15 protein-coding genes are annotated in these 21,282 nt (G+C 50.3%); 4 read left to right on the forward strand and 11 right to left on the reverse strand.

Annotation, left to right across the window (positions count from 1 at the left end):
- Window positions 1-11: 11 nt before the first annotated feature.
- The 11 genes from KD147_RS09535 to KD147_RS09585 form a co-directional block, all read right to left on the reverse strand.
- Entirely contained in the window at window positions 12-650 is a 639-nt protein-coding gene (locus tag KD147_RS09535) for a hypothetical protein (protein WP_212547672.1), read from the reverse strand.
- A gap of 254 nt (window positions 651-904) precedes the next feature.
- Entirely contained in the window at window positions 905-1,054 is a 150-nt protein-coding gene (locus tag KD147_RS09540; RefSeq protein ID WP_105189348.1) for a DUF2986 domain-containing protein, read from the reverse strand.
- A 191-nt stretch (window positions 1,055-1,245) separates the two neighbouring features.
- Window positions 1,246-3,432, reverse strand: coding sequence for an OsmC domain/YcaO domain-containing protein (locus KD147_RS09545; protein ID WP_212547673.1), 2,187 nt, complete (start codon window positions 3,430-3,432; stop codon window positions 1,246-1,248).
- A 251-nt stretch (window positions 3,433-3,683) separates the two neighbouring features.
- Entirely contained in the window at window positions 3,684-4,028 is a 345-nt protein-coding gene (locus KD147_RS09550) for a hypothetical protein (protein ID WP_105189303.1), read from the reverse strand.
- 395 nt (window positions 4,029-4,423) lie between these two features.
- Window positions 4,424-6,640 carry a catalase/peroxidase HPI gene (katG, locus tag KD147_RS09555; protein WP_212547674.1) on the reverse strand — a complete coding sequence of 739 codons (2,217 nt, stop codon included), beginning with the start codon at window positions 6,638-6,640 and terminating at the stop codon, window positions 4,424-4,426.
- Between the two features lie 168 nt (window positions 6,641-6,808).
- Entirely contained in the window at window positions 6,809-7,081 is a 273-nt protein-coding gene (locus tag KD147_RS09560) for a DUF4242 domain-containing protein (protein WP_105254350.1), read from the reverse strand.
- A 142-nt stretch (window positions 7,082-7,223) separates the two neighbouring features.
- A complete protein-coding gene (locus KD147_RS09565; RefSeq protein WP_212547675.1) occupies window positions 7,224-8,804 on the reverse strand; it encodes an ABC-F family ATPase in 1,581 nt (526 codons plus the stop codon).
- A gap of 221 nt (window positions 8,805-9,025) precedes the next feature.
- Window positions 9,026-10,837, reverse strand: coding sequence for a serine hydrolase domain-containing protein (locus KD147_RS09570; protein WP_212547676.1), 1,812 nt, complete (start codon window positions 10,835-10,837; stop codon window positions 9,026-9,028).
- A 580-nt stretch (window positions 10,838-11,417) separates the two neighbouring features.
- Entirely contained in the window at window positions 11,418-12,998 is a 1,581-nt protein-coding gene (locus tag KD147_RS09575) for a sugar porter family MFS transporter (protein ID WP_105254347.1), read from the reverse strand.
- Window positions 12,995-13,999, reverse strand: coding sequence for a LacI family DNA-binding transcriptional regulator (locus tag KD147_RS09580; protein WP_212547677.1), 1,005 nt, complete (start codon window positions 13,997-13,999; stop codon window positions 12,995-12,997). The genes KD147_RS09575 and KD147_RS09580 overlap by 4 nt, the downstream gene beginning before the upstream one ends.
- A gap of 49 nt (window positions 14,000-14,048) precedes the next feature.
- Window positions 14,049-15,383 carry a GH1 family beta-glucosidase gene (locus KD147_RS09585; protein WP_212547731.1) on the reverse strand — a complete coding sequence of 445 codons (1,335 nt, stop codon included), beginning with the start codon at window positions 15,381-15,383 and terminating at the stop codon, window positions 14,049-14,051.
- A 158-nt stretch (window positions 15,384-15,541) separates the two neighbouring features.
- On the opposite strand from KD147_RS09585, the gene KD147_RS09590 reads away from it, so the two are divergent.
- The 4 genes from KD147_RS09590 (at window position 15,542) to KD147_RS09605 (ending at window position 21,273) form a co-directional block, all read left to right on the forward strand.
- Window positions 15,542-16,780 carry a sugar MFS transporter gene (locus tag KD147_RS09590; protein ID WP_105254345.1) on the forward strand — a complete coding sequence of 413 codons (1,239 nt, stop codon included), beginning with the start codon at window positions 15,542-15,544 and terminating at the stop codon, window positions 16,778-16,780.
- A gap of 2 nt (window positions 16,781-16,782) precedes the next feature.
- Window positions 16,783-19,344: a glycoside hydrolase family 3 protein gene (locus KD147_RS09595; RefSeq protein WP_212547678.1), complete on the forward strand. Its 2,562-nt coding sequence runs from the start codon at window positions 16,783-16,785 to the stop codon at window positions 19,342-19,344.
- A 214-nt stretch (window positions 19,345-19,558) separates the two neighbouring features.
- A complete protein-coding gene (locus tag KD147_RS09600; protein WP_105188797.1) occupies window positions 19,559-19,750 on the forward strand; it encodes a DUF3185 family protein in 192 nt (63 codons plus the stop codon).
- Between the two features lie 233 nt (window positions 19,751-19,983).
- Window positions 19,984-21,273 carry an aminotransferase class V-fold PLP-dependent enzyme gene (locus tag KD147_RS09605; RefSeq protein WP_212547679.1) on the forward strand — a complete coding sequence of 430 codons (1,290 nt, stop codon included), beginning with the start codon at window positions 19,984-19,986 and terminating at the stop codon, window positions 21,271-21,273.
- The last annotated feature ends 9 nt before the right edge of the window (window positions 21,274-21,282 follow it).

Genomic DNA, 21,282 nt, shown 5'->3' on the forward strand with positions numbered 1-21,282 from the left:
AATCAGTCCCGCTAAAGCTCGGTGACTTTAATGCGAATTTGGCCGTTGTTGCCCGCCGGGATCACCTCGTTTTCCACCACTTTTCGGCGGCGATTAACGCTGTTTTCATGACCCACAAGCACATATTTTTTCTCTACTACGGGCGTGTCGACCACTAAGGGCAGGTCAATGGTCTCGGGCAACTGCTCGGAGTCGAGCAAATAGGTGGCTTTGCCGATAATATCCACGTCTTCCTCGTCGCCAATTACGTCGATGACCGATTTACCCACTGTATTGGTGATCTTACCCACATAGGCGCTGCCAAAACCGCCGGTAAAAATGCCCAGGGTCGAGCCGAGGATGCTGTTTAACAACTTTTTAAATGACGCCTGAGCCTGGGAGTCTTTATCGACGCTGCAGGCCTCGATAGAAAGCTGGGCCTTGCCCCGCAATGGCGTTTTAAACAAAATCGCCTTATCGAAGTCGCTGTCCCAATCGGTCGGCAGTTCGTCGGTCGACAGCAGGGTTTTCACCGATTCGATGGCCGAAATTCCTTCCGCCGGATAGCTCAGCACAAAGCGAAACAAGTTAATGTCTTCGGCACCGTCCATGGGGCCACGTTTGTGTAGCATGAGTTCGGCAATAGACAGCTGTATAACCTTCTTTTCCATAATTTCCCTGCGTAAATAAGCTAATGAATAACCGCTAAAAGCCTATATGAGCGCCGGGCAATATGCCAGCCAATTAAGAAATTAAGCAGAAAAAGCAATTAGTTAGGATAATCACCAAGCCGCTTAACGCCGAGTTTTATCAGGTGGAGGTCGGCATCAAGCAGGCATTGCGTGGCAGCAACGGCTATTTGGCGGCCGGCTGTGAATCGTCGAATTTATTTTTATGGATATCGCGTGTCAGTAAACGGGTGAAATTACTCTTCTGATGCCGAATTCTCTTGTTGCTCTAACTTTTCACGCTCGGCTTTTGAGATATACGCAGGTTTATTGCTTTTGTGCAATTTGGCATTCGCGCGTTTGTCTTTGGCTTTAAGCTTGGTAAAAATTTTCTTTTTACGGTTCATAGTTTCTATGCTTGGTTTCAATATGTGATTGATGACGTCGCCTTGTATTATACCCTGCAATTACTGTTTAGACCGACATGTTTCAATAACAAACTCATTCGCTAACATAGCCAACAAAAAAGCGAACCACTGAGGTTCGCTTTTTTATTTTTCAATTCAACGCCTTACTCTGGGCGGTAAACTAATTCAGACTAGCCCTTGTTAAACAACTCACCACGGGCTTTATGTAGCTTTTTATAGCTGTCGATCAAACGCAGGTGCTTGTCCAAGCCCTCTAGCTTCATATTGGTTGGGGTTAGGCCATAGAAACGCACCTCACCGGTGACCAAGCCCACGGCGTTTTCCATGGTTTCTTTGCCAAACATGCGTGAGAAGTTATGGATAAAGTCGGCCAACTCCATCTCTTCATCCAGGGTTACTTCAAGCACCGCGTTCACGGCTTGATAGAACAAGCCACGCTCAACCGTGTTGTCGTTGTATTGTAAGAAGTCACCCACCAGCTCGATGGCTTCTTCCAACTCGCCCAGTGCCAGGTAAATCAGAATCTTAAGCTCGAGAATGGTCAACTGTCCCCACACGGTGTTTTCATCGAACTCAACACCGATGAGGGTGATGATGTCAATGTAGTTATCAAGCTGGCTTTCTTCCAAACGCTCTACCAAGGCGGCCAATGCATCGTCCGATAGCGAATGTAGATTCAAGATATCTTCACGGTATTGCAGTGCCTTGTTGGTGTTATCCCAAATAAGGTCTTCCACCGGGTATACTTCTGAAAAATCCGGCACGAGAATACGACATGCGCTACCGATTTCTGTAAATTCAGCAATATATGCCTCTTTACCCAGCGCTTTCAAAATACCGAATAGGGCTTCGCTTTCTTCTTCATTGCTGCCGGAGAAATCCCATTCGACAAAGTCGTAATCCGCTTTCGCGCTGAAGAAACGCCATGAGATCACACCGGTTGAATCGATAAAGTGCTCAACGAAATTCTCCGGCTCAGACACCGCCATTGAGTTAAACGTTGGCTTCGGCACATCGTTCAGGCCTTCGAAGCTACGACCTTGCAGCAACTCTGTGAGGCTGCGCTCTAACGCAACTTCCAGGCTTGGATGCGCACCGAATGAGGCGAATACCCCACCGGTTCTTGGGTTCATCAGGGTCACACACATAACTGGGAATTGACCACCCAGTGACGCGTCCTTAACAACAATCGGGAAGCCCTGCTCTTCGAGCTTTTCGATACCCTCAACAATGTCCGGGTACTTGGCCAGCACCTCTTGTGGTACGTCCGGCAGCACAATTTCCTGCTCAATGATCTGGCGTTTAATCGCGCGCTCGAAGATTTCAGACAAACACTGAACTTTCGCCTCGTTGAGATTATTCCCCGCACTCATACCGTTACTCAAGAACAAGTTCTCGATCAGGTTTTGCGGAAAGTAAACCGTTTCGCCGTCTGAGTGACGGGTGTACGGAATCGAACACACACCACGGTCAACACGGCCCGAGTTGGTGTCGATTAAATGCGATGCCTGCAGTTCACCGTCCGGGTTGTAAATCTCTAAACAGTAGTCGTCTAAGATCCCCTCTGGCAGAGCATCGTCTGCACCCGCTTGGAACCACTTTTCATTGGGGTAATGGACGAAGTCGCTGTGTGCGATCTCTTCACCCAGGTACTGATCGTTGTAGAAGAAGTTGCAGCTTAGGCGCTCGATAAACTCACCCAGTGCGGAGCAAAGGGCACTTTCTTTGGTTGCGCCTTTACCGTTAGTGAAACACATGGGTGAAGCCGCATCACGGATGTGCAAAGACCACACATGCGGAACGATATTGCGCCACGACGCCACTTCAATTTTCATCCCCAAATCGGCCAGCATGGCGGTCATGTTCTGGATTGTTTGCTCAAGCGGTAGGTCTTTACCCAAAATGTAAGTGCTGTGATCAAGGTCGGCCTCCACCATCAACATGGCCTGGGCATCTTCGTCGATATTCTCTACCGGCTCGATTTGGAACTCAGGTCCGGTTTGCACCACGCGCTTAACCGTACAACGCTCGATTGAGCGCAAAATACCTTGGCGGTCTTTGTCAGAAATACTCTCTGGTAACTCAACCTGAATTTTAAAGATCTGATTGTAGCGATCTTCCGGATCTATGATGTTGTTTTGCGAAATGCGAATACCATCGGTTGGAATTTCTCGACTGTTGCAATACACCTTCACAAAGTAAGCTGCGCACAAAGCCGATGATGCCAGAAAGTAATCAAACGGGCTGGGTGCAGAGCCATCGCCTTTATAACGTATCGGCTGATCGGCTATCACGGTGAAGTCATCAAACTTGGCTTCAAGTCTGAGGTTATCGAGAAAATTAACTTTAATTTCCATGTGTTATCGGTACTCTAAAAATCGCAATGACCGAGCTTTCCAGCGCTGCTAAGCAGACTGGGTGGCAATATCGGTCAATCTAATGAATTTAATGTTCCAATTATCGTCTTTTTGCGTGCAATCGTCTTGGTTTATTTTGGAATTATATAAATCAAAACCACAAAGAGACCTTGGATTCGGTGCTAGCGAGCAGTCACTAACAATAAAAGGCAGCCCTGTGCTGCCTTCTTGATACCACAAATCAGTGGAATTTACTTTTCTACCGGCTCAAAGCGTAACGACATTAAGCCTAAATCGCGCACCAGCACGTCACCGTCTTCAATCAGCCAGGTTTGTTCTTCATTGCCCGATTTAAACACCAGGTAGTCACCCGATTTAAGCTCACGCACAAAGATTTCGTCAAACTCGGTGCGCTGACCATCCGCTTCGATGAAGTTCTCGCCGATGTAGATTTTTTTCGCGCCTGCCAGTTCCGACAAGGCATTAAATACCTTGTTGTCAGAGGTGCTGACATAGTGCCCTTCATACCCATGGCCACCACAGCCAAACATAAATAATGAGGTTAAAACGATGAGGGTATATTTGAAGTACTGCATATCTGTCGCTCGATTTTGTAAAACATAGTCCCCGCTAAAGGGGCGGTTAATTTTACATCATCTCGGATGCGATACCAATACGTAAAAAAAGGGCCGCTTTTGCGGCCATAGGGTCTGTTTATCTTTGCGGTTTACTTTATGTTCAATCTAAACGCATTCTGATCACGACGCTCGTTATGATGCATAGTCATTCTATGTTCATAGCGAGTAACACAGAGCAGAATGCGTTTAGATGAACCCGCAGGGCAGCGCTTGTAGCGCATTTCTACTGTGTTGTTACATGTTTATGTAGAATAACTACACCACACATGTGCCGCCTTGTATAAATACACTACAAACTGCTGCAGAAACGAACAACAAAGGTCAACAGACCCTTGTAACATCACAACGTCTGTTTAGTTTAGATCGAAACGATCTGCTGTCATCACCTTGGTCCATGCCGCAACAAAGTCATCTACGAACTTTTGTTTGGCATCATCGGATGCATACACCTCGGCAATCGCACGCAACTCCGAGTTGGAACCGAAGATCAGGTCGACCGAGGTCGCGGTCCACTTTTTCTTGCCGCTTTGACGATCGAAGCCTTCGTACACACCCTCTTCCTTGCTTGATTTGCTCCATTTAGTCGACATATCAAGCAGGTTAACAAAGAAATCATTGCTTAAGGTTCCCGGATTTTTGGTTAATACCCCGTGATCCATGCCCTTGTAGTTGGCATCCAAGGTACGCATACCGCCTAGCAGCGCCGTCATTTCCGGCACGCTTAAGCCAAGCAGGTTAGCGCGCTCAACCAGCATACCCGTGGGCGACTTCCAGGCACTGCTGTAATAGTTGCGGAACGCATCGGCGGTCGGTTCAAGCACCGCAAAGGATTCCACGTCTGTGTACTCTAACGAGGCATCCATACGACCCGGCTTAAACGGCACGCGAATGCTAAAGCCCGCATCCTTGGCGCCCTTTTCAATCGCCGCGGCACCGCCCAGGACAATCAAATCGGCAAGCGATACCTGAGTGTCACCGCCTTTTTTATTGAAGTCCTTTTGAATTTTCTTCAATACCTTAAGCACCTTGGCCACCTCTTTGGGGTTGTTTACCGGCCAGTCTTTTTGCGGCGCTATGGCCAGACGGGCACCGTTGGCACCGCCGCGCATATCGCTGGCACGGAAGCTCGACGCCGAAGCCCAGGCAACACGCACAAGCTCAGACACGGTCAACTTAGAATCGAGGATTTTCGCTTTTAAGTCGGCAATTTGCTTATCATTTACCAGGGTGTGGTTCACCTCGGGAATGTAGTCTTGCCAAATTAATACTTCGCTCGGTACTTCATCACCCAGGTAACGAGCACGAGGGCCCAGGTCGCGGTGATTTAGCTTAAACCAGGCCTTGGCAAAGGCGAGCTCGAACTTGTCGGGATCGGCACGGAAAGACTCGGCAATCTTGCGAAATTCAGGGTCTTTTTTCAGCGCAATATCCGTAGTGAACATAATGGGTGCATGGCGCTTGCCTTTAACATGGGCATCGGGAACCAGATTCTTCGCCGACTCATCGGTGGGGATCCACTGAATAGCACCGGCCGGACTGGTGGTTTGCTGCCAGGTAAAGTTAAATAGGTTGTCTAAATAGTTAGTGGTCCACTGCGTTGGCGTGACCGTCCAGGCGCCTTCAAAACCACTGGTCATGGAGTCTTCCGCGTTCCCCTTGCCGCACTTGTTTTTCCAACCAAAGCCTTGGTCTTCGATGGCAGCGGCCGCAGGCTCTTTGCCGACACAATCGCCTTTTTTGGCACCGTGAGCCTTACCAAAGGTGTGACCACCGGCAATAAGGGCCACGATTTCTTCATCATTCATGGCCATACGTCCGAAAGACATACGGATGTCGGTGGCCGCTAGTAGAGGATCGGGTTTACCGTGAGGACCTTGCGGGTTGACATAAATTAAGCCCATTTCCACCGCCGCCAAAGGCCCTTTTAGCTTGCCTTTTTTATCACGGCGCTCGTCGGTGAGCATTTTACCTTCCGGGCCCCAGTAAACAAGATCCGGCTCCCAGTCGTCTTCACGACCACCGGCATAGCCGAAGGTTTTAAAGCCCATGTCTTCTAAGGCCACGTTACCGGTTAACGCCATTAAATCGGCCCAGGAAATATTGCGGCCATATTTTTGTTTGACCGGCCACAGTAAGCGGCGCGCTTTGTCCAGGTTGGCATTGTCGGGCCAGCTGTTGAGCGGGTCAAAACGCTGTTGCCCACCGCCTGCACCGCCGCGACCGTCAAATACCCGGTAGGTACCGGCGGCATGCCAGGCCATGCGAATAAAGAAGGGGCCATAATGACCATAGTCCGCCGGCCACCAGTCCTGAGACTCGGTCAAAACGGCGCGAATATCTTCTTTAACGGCTTTAAGATCCAGACTTTCAAAGCCCTTGGCATAATCAAAGTTGTCACCATAAGGGTGTGATTCCACCCCGTGTGCGCGCAGCGGACTGAGGTCAAGCTGCTCCGGCCACCAGAACTGATTTGATTTCGGCTCAACGGATGCGGCCTGAGCACCCAGCGTGAGCACCGAGATTACAGCCAGAGCGGCAGCGCTGATGAAAGGACGTGTTTTTTTACCCATGAAACTCTCTCCCCGTTTTGGAGTTAAGTGATTAACGAGATTAAACATAGTTCATGGTTTTAATCTGTTGCAGCGATAAAAACAGATTGGGTTAATCGATTATTTTGATAGCTTATTCATTTAATGAGGCTTGGCTACCACAACAATGAGTGCCAAGCCCGAAGGCCTTTATTCGGCGGTGGTGGGATCAATAATGGTTTTAACTTCATGAATGGCACTGATTGGAAACTCACCCATACTGGCGTGCTGCTTGATCAGAGCTTCATCCGGGGCAATATACACACAAAAAATCTTATTACCGGTCACATAGCTCTCCACCCACTGAATCTGCGGGCCGAGTTGCTCAAGTACATCACAGGAGCGCTGTGAAATCCCTTGCAGTTCATCGGCGGACAGCCCGCCCGCTCCCTCTATTTCTCTTTCAATCACATACTTTGGCATTGCTGACCTCCATTGAGAGTTCGAGCAGTAAGTATAGTCAAGGAGCGCTGGAGTGAAGAGGCCTAGATGGAAATGGCAGGATTAGGGCAGAGGCTTGTATGAGCCCCGACCGGCGAAGGCGCCAGCCGGGAACCTTAGGGTATTAAATTCCCTGACTTTTTAGGTACTCTTCATATGAGCCCTGGAAGTGCACTATGCCCTCGGGGCGAATATCAATTATTTGCGTCGCTAGGGATGACACAAACTCACGGTCATGGCTGACAAAAAACAAGGTACCTTCGTAGTTTTCCAAGGCCAGGTTCAGAGCCTCGATAGATTCCATATCCAGGTGGTTGGTTGGCTCATCCAGTACCAGCACGTTAGGATTGATCAGGCTCATTTTACCAAACAGCATGCGACCCTTTTCACCACCGGAAAGTACCTTAACGCGTTTCTTCACATCATCATTGGAAAACAACATGCGCCCAAGAGCACCGCGCACCACCTGGTCGTCGCCCGTGGTCCACTGTTTCATCCAGTCGAACAGGTTATCGTCTTCAACAAAGTCGGCGGCGTGATCCTGAGCGATATAACCAATTTTCGCTTGCTCGGCCCATTTTACCGAACCCTGATCGGCCTCGACCTCACCCAGTAAACAACGCAGTAAGGTGGTTTTACCGGCGCCGTTTTGGCCGATAATGGCAACACGCTGACCGGCTTCAACCTGTAAGTCAAAGTTGCTGAACAAGGGCGCTTCAAACGCTTTTGACAAGCCTTCGATGGTAATAGCCTGACGGTGCAGTTTCTTCTCTTGTTCAAAGCGAATATAGGGGCTGACGCGGCTTGATGGCTTCACTTCTTCAAGCTGAATTTTATCGATTTGCTTGGCACGGGAGGTGGCCTGCTTAGCCTTAGAAGCGTTAGCAGAGAAGCGGCTAACAAAGCTTTGCAGCTCGGCAATTTGCGCCTTCTTCTTAGCATTTTCGTTAAGCATTTTCTCACGGGCCTGGGTGGCCGCGGTCATGTACTCGTCGTAGTTACCCGGGAATAGGCGCACCTCACCATAGTCCAAATCGGCCATATGGGTACACACGGTATTTAAGAAGTGACGGTCGTGCGAGATGATCACCATGGTCGACTTACGTTCAACCAGTACCTGCTCTAACCAGCGAATGGTGTTGATATCCAGGTTGTTGGTCGGTTCGTCGAGTAGCAGTACATCCGGATCGGAGAACAAGGCTTGCGCCAACAATACACGCAGCTTCCAGCCCGGTGCCACTTCGCTCATGGGACCAAAGTGTTGTTCAATAGGAATTTCCAAGCCAAGCAAAAGCTCGCCGGCGCGGCTTTCCGCGGTGTAACCGTCCATCTCCGCAAAGCGTACTTCCAGGTCGGCTACTTCCATGCCTTCTTCTTCGCTCATCTCGGCCTGACTGTAAATGAAATCGCGTCGCTCTTTCACCGCCCACAGCTCGGTATTGCCCATTAATACCGTGTCCATCACCGAATATTCTTCGAAGGCAAATTGATCCTGACGCAACTTACCCAGACGCACGCCTTCGCCGAGCATCACGTTCCCCGCCGAGGGCTCAAGATCGCCACCCAGAATTTTCATAAAGGTCGATTTACCGCAGCCGTTGGCGCCGATCAGGCCATAACGGTTGCCATTGTTGAACTTAACGGAAACGTTTTCAAAAAGAGGCTTAGCGCCAAACTGCATGGCGATATTTGCTGTTGCGATCAAGGGAAATGATATCCATGGTTGGTCAAAAAAAGGACGCGCAGTGTAACGGAATATGCCGCTTTTAGAAACCTACAGACGTACTTTTAGCCGATAAAAATAGGCTCTGAAGTCAAACTCGTTAAGATATGCTGTGTGATGGGGCTCATTCCTTGCCCAAGGTTTAAGAAATTGGGAGCAAAACAGCTCATTGCGGCTGCGTCGCTCCCCAATAGAAAAAGTCCCTACCAATGCCAAAATATCGTAGGCAGTAGCCCCCACACTCCGAGCACAACACAAAGTTGCAAGGCCATAAGTATGAAGACCGCATCCCGTATCAGGCTCTTGGTTTTATCTCGGCTTTTAAAGCAGAGCCTTAGAGATAACAACAGGGTGATGGGCAAAAGAGCGGTCACTAAAGTTAGTGAAAGGCTCGCTCTAGTCGGGTCGCCAAACTCTAAAAAGGACTGATGAGCATAAAAGTAAGCCGGAATGCCGACGGCTACTAAGTTTAAACATGGCCATATGAGTCGCTTAAGACCGCTGAAATTTCTGGCTCCGAGTCGGTATAGGGCTAAAAGCAGGATATAAACGATGCCAATGAGTCCAAGTGCGATACTCAACCAATAAAATACAAGATCCGTTAAACTTCCCTTTTTATAAGTTTTAAGGCCGTCGCTAAGCAGTAACTCACCTTCTTTATTGGTATAAAAAACATGTGATGGCTGAGTTCGCTCGGTATCGCGAAACAGTTTGTCACTGACTTGAACCAGCCGCTTGTCCTCACTTTGCAACGACTTCATCACTAGGTGATCATTCGCTGGCCTCAACCAGATAAAACCAAAGAGTCTATCAATGAGTTCAAACTCGGCCATGCTGTTCGGTGACAAGAGGTAAATACCCTCAAAAGCTGTGGTATCAAAAGTCTTTTCAGCTGCTCCGACTATAGGTGCACTGGGAAGGGCTAAGCCATGAATAAACAGGGCCGTCAGTTTTTCATAATCGGCGAGTTCACTGTCTGTATTGCTGGCATAAAAGAAGCCCTTGCCTTCCTCGGGGAACAAACACATAAAGGAGTGAAAACCAAATGTTTCTCCGGGGTGGCAATGGCCGACGACACCATGGCGGTCTCGGGTAGCAAACGCAAGGCCATGCCCTATATTTAGGCCAGCAGCATGAGCATCTGTGCCTTGTGGATGAGCAAGCATGGTCATTAATGGCGAGCTAATAAATGTTTCCCCATTGAGTTGGCCATCACCCAAAGCAAAGGTCATAAACTTCGTCATATCTGGCGCCGTAGTGGTGAATTGACCGGCGGGGCGCAAATACGTTGGCACAGCGGCCTGAGGGACATTATGTTCATGATAACCCATGGCTAAAAGCGGATCTGCTTGTTGGCTAATAAACGCAAAGCTGCTATCGCGCATCCCCAGAGGGGCTAACAAGTTATTATCCAGATATGCTTCGTAATCTTGCTGGGTTACCGCTTCAATCACCATTCCCAACAACGCATAGCCCATGTTGCTGTACGCATATTGAGTGCCGGGTTCAGTTCTCACTTTAAGTAAGGTCGAAAAGTTAGAAGCGAAAGCATTTTCGAGTGGGGTATGAGGTGTAGGCTGAGTACTGAGAAACTGCCACATTCTCACGTTCTCTAACCCTGCGGTATGCTCGAGAAGACTCCTTACAGTGATCGGTGAGCGGCCCCCCCAAGGGTTCTTAAAATTCAGCTGTGGTAACAGAGTTTCCACATTGGTGTCGAGAGACAGTCGGCCCTCGGATATCAACCTTAGTACGCCCAAGGCCAGCACCGATTTGCTGACCGAGCCCACGTGCATCTTTTGTCCCGGTTTCATCAATTCCGATTTAGCCAGGTTCGCATACCCGGCGCTGCCGCTGATGCTACCTTCATCAGTAACGGTGGACCAGGAGAGGCCGACGAGCCCTTCATTGGTTATGATCTTTGTCACTTGCTGAGTGTAATCGGCACTGCTTTCATCGCTGACAACCTGTAACGAAACTAAGGTTAAAAACAATAATAAGATTTTTTTGAACATCAATGTCTCTATTTATGATTCTCGCCTCGACAAGGCGTTAAATTTAGGTGGGTTAATACTCGGTGGATCCTGCATCACGCATAGGCTGAGCTTTCAAGGGCATTGGTGTCTTATCTTTTGAGTAATCGACTTTATTCTTTGCCATTGTAGCGTTTCACCTGATCTGGTCGGTAGCCTGTGTTTTTGCTATGCAATGAGGCCAAAGCGCATGGCTTATCCCCTCAAACGCACGCGGAGTGTCTGATAACATCCTGATTTTTATATGTTATAGACTTACCAACCCTGTGTCATCCGTATGTCCCCCTCCCTGACTTTTGAACGCGCGATACTAGCACTACCTTTATGTACGCTGACTGAGCAAGGCGAAATTATTCATTATCATGGGCTAATTTTTCAGCCACGGGCTTAATTTTGTACTTGGTAAAGTTGTGGGAAGTGCGTCTAGGCGCCAATGAATTACGTAGATAACAAGAGATGAAATTTCTGGCTTGGTGAGCCACTTCCTTGCCCAATGGCTTTACTCACCAGCAAAAAATAATCCAGGTGTCCCGCGCTTAATAAAACGAGTGTGGCTGGGCTTCTATACCCGCTCTTGGTTGTAGCTTAAATCCAGCTCCAGTTGCTCTAGGGACTTGCCCTTGGTTTCCGGTAAATACCGCCAGACCAACAATAACGACAGCAGCGCAAAAACGCCGTAGAGGGCAAAGGTCACCGCGGCGCCGTACTTCGCCAGCTCCCAGGGAAAAACCAGTTGCACTAAAAAGCTCACGCCATTATTGATCACGGTTACCACGGAAATCGCCACCGCCCGCACCGCATTAGGGAAAATCTCCGAAAACATCACCCACATGACCGGGCCCAATGAAACGGCAAAGGCGGCCACGAATAGGGTGATCCCTACTAGCACCAGGGTCGCATTCATGGTGATCGCCTCGGCCATAATTTTACCCTGATGGCTTTGCAGCTGTTGCTCACCGAGACGCTGTGCCAGAGCTTCCTTAAACACCACATCATTTGCGTAAGTAGCGCCGGCCATGGTCTCCAGGCTTTGCACCAGCTCGGCGGGCACCTGAGTGTTTAGCTGAGTCAGCGCTTTTTGATCGAGCCGGTAGGTGGCCTGATTAAAGCCCCAGCTACACAGGGCCATGCTTATGGCAATACCACTAAGACCGAAAAGTAACAAAGGCTTACGTCCATAACGGTCAATACTCAACATGGCAACCAGGGTAAAGAGCACATTCACAACGCCTATCCACACCGCTTGTGCGAATGCGGTGTTGGTTCCGACCCCGCTTTGTTCAAAGATGGTTGGCGCATAAAAAAAGATAACATTAATGCCGGTGATCTGCTGCGCTACCGCCACCAAGAGGCCTATCATTAGCGCAAACCGCAACTTAGCACCGAACACAGTTTTAATACGCTCAGATAAAGGCGGCACCTGCTGTTGCAGTGATGCCCGCATGCTGCCCAGCTGCTTATCGATCTGCTGGGCAGAAAATAACTTTATCGCCACGGATTCGGCTTCTTCTTCCATGCGCTGCATCAGTAACCAGCGCGGGCTGCGCGGGATCACAAACAGCAGCACCAGCCAGCACAGTGCGGGTATCAGCTCCAAGCCTAACATCCAACGCCACAAATGCTCATCGAGCGCCAACGTATTTACCCAGGCTGCGTCGCTTTGTGCCCACTGCAGTAGGCAGTAATTACTGAAATAGGAAACAGAAAAACCCAAGACAATATTGAGTTGATTGATGGACACCAATTTACCGCGATGCTCAGGCAGGCTGATTTCCGCGATATACATGGGCGCCACCATCAAGGAGCAAAAGGCCATGCCGCCGATAAAGCGGGCGATGACCAGCATCCAATACCCCTGCGCCAACGCCGAGGCCGCGGCAGAGATAACAAATAACACGGCTATGACTATCAAGGTCTTGCGGCGGCCGATGGCGTCACTAACCACGCCCGCGAACAAGGTGGCGAATAACCCGCCTAGGGTGGGTGAACTGACCACAAAACCTTGCTGCCAGCTTGTAAGTTGGTACTGTTCGGAGATAAAGCCAATGGCACCGGAGATCACCGACGCATCAAAACCAAATATAAATCCCCCCAGCGAAACCACTAGAGTGTAAAACAAAGCTGGAGGGATGATTTTGTTCATTCAGGGGCTACCAGGGAGTCACGCACAATTAATTTGGGGGCGAACAAGTTTGTGTGATGTCGTGATTTTTTATCCTTGTATACGTGCTCAAGTACCCACAGAGCCGCGCCGTTACCCATTTTCTGAATCGGGTTATCTATGGTTGTTAGTTTGGGGTATAAATAGCGGGCAAAAAGCACATCATCGAAGCCTACCACCGACAACTGCTCGGGAATACGCACGCCGCGCTCGCGAGCCGCGGTCATCGCCCCTGAGGCCATTTCATCGTTGGCACAAATCAAGGCCGTAAAGGGTTTGTTTACCGCAGTTAACTGCAAATAACCTTGTGCCCCTTCTTCTTCATGGAAGCCGCCCTCAACCATAAGTTCAGGGTCAAAGGTGATGTTTGCCTCGCGCAAGGCACGCTTGTGACCTTCTAAGCGCTCTTTCGCATCTTGCTTAAACAAGGGACCACTGATGTAGGCAATATCCCTGTGCCCCTTATCTATGGCAGCCTTGGTGGCCAGATAACCGCCGAGCTCGTTGTCGGTATAGAAGCAACGCTCGGCCATTTGCTCGATACGGCGGTTAATCAACACCACTTCAACATCGCGCTGACTGAGCTCTAACAGGTACTCATCACTGACCGCCTCGGCATGAAGGATCAAGGCATCACAGCGTCGGTCGAGTAAAAATTCGATGGCATTTTTCTCTTGTTGCTCATCACTATGGCCCGCGGTGATCACGACGTGTTTACCGGCCTTTCGCAATACGTCCTCAACGGTACTCATCATGTTGCCAAAGAAAGAGCCGTGCAATGCCGACACTAATAAGCCCACGCTGTTACTGCGATTGGAGGCCAAAGACTGGGCAATGGAGTTAGGTTTATAGCCTAACTCTGCCATTGCCTTGAGTACTTTTTGGCGCGTACGGTCGCTGACCTTCACATTACCGTTCATCACCCGGGACACGGTCGCCAATGATACGCCGGCGGCTTTTGATACTTCGTAGATGGTTGCCATGGTTGTTTTTATAAATTTCCTAATGGAGCAACGCTAATACAATACGCCGCTAGAGTCTATTGCTAAGCAATGCTTTGTACGCCAGAGCGCTGTGTTTTAACGTCCGTTGTTGCGTTGCATAATCCACATAAACCAGGCCAAAACGTTTGCTATACCCGAGCGACCATTCGAAGTTATCCATTAGGCTCCAGGCAAAATAACCGCGAATGTCCACGCCTTGTCGGATGGCATTATCCACCGCGCGCAGGTGGCTGTTAAAATAATCAATCCTTGGCTGATCCACCACCTCACCGGCTACAAGCTGATCATCAAAGGCCGCGCCATTTTCGGTTATGTACAAGGGCGGAAGCTGGTAGCGCTGGTCGAGTTCCACTAAAAGCTTGGTGAACGCATCGGGCACTATCTCCCAGCCCATGGCCGTCAGCGCATGGCCCTGAGGCACCACCTGCTCAAACCAGCCATGACCATCGTCTTTATAAACGGCTCGGGTGTAATAGTTAACGCCGATAAAGTCGTTGTTCTGGGCGATAATTGCCATGTCACCCTCTTCGACCTGCGGACGCGATTGCGCATCCAGGTCGTTGAGAATATCCGGGTAACGACCTTCCAATAAGGGCTGAATGTACCAATGGTTGTGGTATTCATCCCCTTTGCGCGCCGCCTGCACATCGGCCTCGCGGGTACTGGCGCTATACGCGGTAGAGAAATTAAGTACGATACCGCACAGGCTATCGGGTACACAGCGCCTAAGCACCTTCATGGCCAAGCCATGCGCTAATAATAAATGATGCGCTGCCTGACGCCCGTTTGCCTGCCCTACTTTACCCGGCGCATGAATGCCTTCCTCATACCCCAAGTAAGCCGAACAAAAAGGCTCGTTGAGCGTCGCGTATGAGTAAACCCGGTCGCCTAAGGCCTTGGCCACCACCTCAGTGTAAAGGGCAAAGGCATAGGCGGTATCGCGATTCAGCCACCCCCCTTGCTCCTCAAGGTGTTGCGGCAAATCCCAGTGATACAAGGTGACAAACACCTTGATACCCTTGGCCACCAGGGCCTCAACCAAATTCCGGTAGAATCCAAGCCCCTGAGCGTTGATGGAGCCATCCACATTCATAACCCGGCCCCAGGCGATAGAAAGGCGATAAGCGTCTACGCCTAAATCTGCAATCATAGCCACATCTTGTTGCCAATACTTCACATGCTCACAGGCGATAGCGCCATTGCTGTGGTCGGCAATGGCATTGGGTTGCTCACAAAAAGTGTCCCAAATGCAAGGGGTTCGAGCGTCTTTTGCTCCTTCAATCTGAAACGAAGAAGTGGCCACACCATAAATAAACTCTCGGCGCAGCATGGGGGATTCGTCTGGCAAGCTGATTGTAGATATCAAGGTAACAGATCCATTTTATATCCCTACACCGGGATTTTTTTATTTGAATTCATCGGCACTTTCTGCAATTATCAAATGCAAATGAAAGCGCTTTCATGGTTAAATGTAAGCGCTTTCCGGCAAAAGATCAACAGGAGAACGCAGTGGCTTTATCAATGCAGCAGTCAGCGCAGGAACACTCGCCCAGCGCAAATCAACCCTATCGGTTTGCGCTTGTGGCTCTGACCTCGCTTTTTTTCATGTGGGGATTTATTACCTGCCTTAACGATATACTTATTCCCTATTTAAAAGGGGCTTTTGAGCTTAACTACACACAAGCCATGTTGGTACAGTTCTGCTTCTTCATTGCTTACTTCCTGGTCTCTTTGCCTGCAGGTAAGCTCGTTGGACAGCTAGGCTATCAGCGCGGCATTGTGGTCGGGCTTGTGGTTGCCTGTGTGGGCTGTTTGCTGTTTTACCCCGCGGCCAGTGCCGGCATCTACGCCCTATTCCTGATCGCACTTTTTGTATTGGCATCGGGCATTACCATCTTACAGGTGGCTGCGAACCCCTATGTAAGTGCATTAGGTCCGGCGGAAACCGCCCCTTCACGTTTAACCATGACCCAGGCGTTTAACTCTTTTGGTACAACGGTCGCGCCGTTTTTCGGCTCAATTCTGATTTTCACCGAAGGAGCTGAGGTGATCAAAGGGGATGCATCCGCAACACAAGGGCCCTACCTGATGCTCGCCGGGGCCTTGTTATTACTGGCGGGCATTTTTGCAAAACTAACCTTACCTAAAATCACCAGCCAAACAGGTAGCAATACCAGCACCAAAGGTTCTGCTTGGCAATACAGTCACTTAACTCTTGGAGCACTGGGTATCTTTATGTATGTCGGTGCCGAGGTTGCTATCGGCAGCACTATCGTCAACTTCTTCACCCTGGATAGCATTGCCTCAATGCATGAAGGGGAAGCGGCTAAATACCTTACCTATTACTGGGGCGGCGCTATGGTCGGTCGCTTTATCGGCGCCGCGGTTATGCAGAAAATTTCCGGTCGTACCGTACTCGCATTTAATGCCATGAGCGCATTTGCATTAGTGCTTATTGCCGTATTTTTTGACGGCATGCTCGCCATGTGGGCCATTTTGTTAGTGGGTTTATGTAACTCTGTGATGTTCCCGACCATCTTCAGCTTGGCGCTCAACGGCCTAGGTAAACACACGGCGCAAGGCTCGGGCATACTTTGCCTGGCCATTGTTGGCGGTGCCATAGTACCCCTTTTCCAAGGCATGCTCGCCGATAGCATCGGTCTACAGTGGTCATTCCTTCTCCCTGCCCTGTGTTATGTTTACATCGCTTTTTATGGCATCAAGGGTGCTATTCCACACGCTATTGAATCAGGAAAATAACAATGAAATCTACTTTAAGCTCAATTGCAGTGAGTCTTGCAGTGATAGTGAGCGCGGGCTGCTCTAAGGAGCAAAAGTCTGGCGATCAACAAGTGCAAGCAACGCCAAAGCAGGCACCTCAGCAGCTGTGGCCAAAGATTGATAACCAAGTGGCAAAGCTGAACGATGTGGAAAGTCGCATCACCGAGATCATGACGACCATGACCCTTGAGCAAAAAATCGCGCAAATGATCCAACCCGAAATTCGCGATATTTCCGTGGAAGACATGCGTAAATACGGTTTTGGTTCCTACCTCAATGGTGGCGGTGCGTTTCCTGACAATAACAAGCAGGCCAAGGTAGAGGATTGGGTTGCCCTTGCAGAAAAAATGTATCAAGCCTCCATCGATGACTCGCTCGATGGCAGCAGCATCCCAACCATGTGGGGTACCGATGCGGTACATGGCCATAACAATGTAATCGGTGCCACACTGTTTCCGCACAACATAGGTTTAGGTGCGGCAAATAATCCCGAGTTGATCGAAAAAATTGCCGAAGTAACCGCGACCGAAGTACTCGCTACGGGCATTGATTGGATTTTTGCGCCCACGGTTGCTGCGGTGCGCGACGACCGCTGGGGCCGCACCTACGAGGGTTACTCGGAAGACCCTGACATCATCAAGGCCTATTCACATGCGATTGTAACTGGTCTTCAAGGCAAGCCCGGTGAGGGTTTCCTTGGCCAAGACAAGGTGATCAGCACGGTCAAGCATTTCGTCGGCGATGGCGGTACCCTAGGCGGTGACGACCAGGGTGACAACATCAGTTCTGAAGAAGAGCTCTATAAGATCCATGCCCAGGGTTATGTGGGAGGCCTCAATGCCGGTGCACAATCGGTGATGGCCTCATTCAACAGCTGGCACGGGGAGAAAATCCACGGCAATAAATACCTGCTTAACGATGTCCTGAAAGAGCGCATGGGTTTTGATGGTTTTGTGGTCGGTGACTGGAACGGTCATGGCCAGGTAGCCGGTTGTACCAATGCCAGTTGCCCACAATCCATTAATGCCGGCTTAGACATCTTTATGGTCCCTGGGGATTGGAAAGCCCTTTACGACAATACCCTGGCTCAAGTGCAGAGCGGCGAAATTTCGCAAAGCCGTATCGATGACGCTGTGCGCCGAATCTTGCGTGTCAAGGTACGTGCCGGCTTGTTCGAAAAACCCAGCCCGGCACAACGCATCTATGCCGGAAAAAGCGAGCTTATAGGCAGCGAAGCGCACCGTGAAGTGGCTCGCCAAGCGGTGCGCGAGTCTTTGGTTTTGCTTAAAAACAATGAACAGCTCCTGCCACTGAAACCAAACACCAAGGTGTTGGTTGCTGGGGATGCGGCTGACAACATTGGCAAGCAATCGGGGGGCTGGACCATCACCTGGCAAGGCACCAACAATGAAAATAGCGACTTCCCCGGCGGTACCTCAATTTGGGATGGTATTTCAGCACAGGTTGAGGCCGCTGGCGGCAACGCGCAATTGAGTAAAGATGGCAGCTTTGAGCAAAAACCAGATGTTGCCATCGTCATATTCGGAGAAGAGCCTTATGCGGAAGGGCATGGTGATCGCGCCAACCTCGAATACCAAGCCGGTGATAAACGAGATCTAGCGCTGCTCAAACGCCTTAAACAACACGGTATTCCTATTGTTGCGGTATTCATCAGCGGCCGACCCATGTGGGTCAACCCGGAACTGAACGCCTCTGACGCCTTTGTGGCCGCCTGGCTGCCCGGCTCCGAAGGTTTGGCGGTGGCCGATGTTCTCTTCACTGACGCCCAAGGCCAGGTACAACACGACTTTAGCGGACGCCTTAGCTACTCCTGGCCGAAAACCCCGACTCAGCTGGTAAACCGGGGAGATCAAAACTACAAGCCCCTATTACCTTATGGTTTTGGCTTAAGCTACGGCGATAAAAATGTACTCAGTGACGAACTGGATGAGCAAGTAGCAAGCACACACCAGCAACAAGCAAGCGTGCCGCTTTTTACCGGCACGGTACAAAAGCCCTGGCAACTCTGGCTCTATTCCGGCGATGAAAGTATCAGGGTCAGTGCCAACACCCACGAAGTAGGCGGGTTATTTTATCGCACCATAGACAAAGAGGTGCAGGAAGATGCGCGTAAGCTGCGCTTTAACGGCAATGCAAACGCCGGTATTCGCCTGGCCAGCAAAAGCTTCTTTAGAGAGGATTTACGCGCCAAGCTAGGTAGCGATGTCGTGGTTAAATTTCACCTCAATGTTGAGCAAGCACCCAGTGATGCCGTATACCTGGGGATGAACTGTGAAAGCGAGGGCGATGCCCCAGGTTCCTGTGGCGCACAGGTTGATATCAGCGAGCAGCTAAAGGCCGTGCCATTGAATACCTGGCAGCCGCTAACGGTGGATTTAGCTTGCTTCGCGAATCAAGGTTTTAAGTTACACAATACCGTGGTGCCGTTTGAGCTGAGCACCCCAGGCACGTTGACCGTGAGCCTTGCTGACATCAGCATAGAAAAGAAGTCTGATCAATTGGGGCAGTTAAACTGTAACTAATTGACTTTCTAGTAACCTCCCAAAGCGGCCTCCGGCCGCTTTTTTAGCATCTAAATCTTGCAGACCCCTATTGCGCTTTATTCCATTAAAGTTCGCACAATGTCGGATAAGTGCCTATAAATGTATTACTTTAGGAACGAAAACATGCAATTGGCGATTTTTAGGTGTAAGGTGGAAAAGTCCTTATTCTGAATAAAAACAAACAGAGGTCATTATGAACGGAAAAATTATCGGCATTATTCTTATTGTGATCGGCGTGGCGCTGGTTGCCTGGGGCTATAACGTGTATGACGCGGTAGAAGCGCAGCTAACCCGCTCTCTTAACGGCGAAACCCCCATCGAAGCCTGGCTGGGCATGGTCGGCGGTGCCATCTGTGTCGCCGTGGGTGTGTTTAAGTTAAAGTAAACACAAAGCGAGTCATTGGTTCGCCAGCGGCTCGCGATTTAAACACATAAAAATAAAATAGTTACCCCCTGCAGAGAAAGCAAAACCTATCTCCCTTATTCTGCATCGTGTCCCGCCGCTTAAACAATTCATTAAATAGCCAGCAATGCCCTTTTGAACTAGACTTCAGCCTTACTACACGCGGTTATTGCTACCCGGGCTACGCTCGCAGACCGCCACTTGGGAGCTCACCCATGTTAAGACGGCAATTCTTATCCTCACTTTCCAGCCTGTTAACCATTAGCCTGTTGGCACCAAAAACGGCATTTGCCGAGCAACCGACAACAAATGCCTCGGCTCCCATCGCGCCCGGTGACTGGGTGGCCCTGCGCAAGCTGTTCCCGCTCACCCATGACTATATTCAGCTTGCCACCTTTTTACTGGCCTCACACCCCAAACCGGTCAGCGATGCCATCGCCCACCATAGGCAGCGTTTTGATGAAAACCCCGCCGACTACTGGCACGCCCATTTTATGACCATAGACAAGGAAATTGCCGAGGCCGCAGCTGCCTACATGGGCGGCCAGGCCGCCAATATCGCCCTGACCGACAGCACTACCATGGGGCTGGGCATGGTCTACAACGGCTTAAAGCTGGCCGCCGGCGATGAAATAGTACAAACCACTCATGATCACTACTCCACCGATTTGTCATTGGCCCATAAGGCGCAGCGCTGCGGCGCCGTGGTGAAACGAGTCAGCCTGTATGACAACCCCGCCAATGCCCATGTCGATGAGATAGTTGCCCGACTCAGTCAGGCGCTGAGCAAAAAAACCAAGGTCGTGGCGGTGACCTGGGTGCACTCCTCTACCGGGGTAAAACTGCCGATTAAAGCCATGGCGGCAGCGATTCGTAAGGTCAATCCGGAGATATTGTTTTGTGTCGATGGCGTGCATGGGTTTGGCATTGAAGATCAGGATGTGAGCCAACTTGGCTGCGACTTTTTTATTGCCGGCACCCATAAGTGGATCTTCGGCCCGCGCGGCACCGGCGTGGTTTGGGGCACGGAGAGAGCTTGGCAACAGGTAGCCCCAGTGATCCCCAGTTTCAGCGCCTCCTACGAGGTGTGGTTAGGGAATATGACCCAAGATCAGGTGCCCCTTGGTGAGCATATGACCCCGGGCGGGTTCCATTCATTTGAGCATCGTTGGGCGCTGCCCGAAGCCTTTAAGCTGCATTTGCAGCTCGGCAAGGCTCGGGTTCAAAGTCGTATCCATCAGCTCAATCGCCAGATCAAGGAAGGGCTGGCGGCGATGAGGCATGTCACTCTCCACACCCCGGTGAACTCAGAACTTTCCTCCGGCCTGGTATGCTTTGATGTGGCGGGAATGGCACCGGAAAAGGTGGTCGAGACCCTGCATCAGCGCGGCATTATTATGAGCAATACCCCATATCGGCAGAGCCATGCCCGCTTTGCCCCCTCACTGCTGAACAATGAGCAGGAGATAGAGCGGGCGTTGGCGGAGATCCGGGCACTGGCCTAAAATTGAGGG

The sequence above is a fragment of the Pseudoalteromonas sp. BDTF-M6 genome (assembly GCF_018334135.1).
In the GTDB taxonomy this organism is placed as follows: Bacteria; Pseudomonadota; Gammaproteobacteria; order Enterobacterales; family Alteromonadaceae; genus Pseudoalteromonas.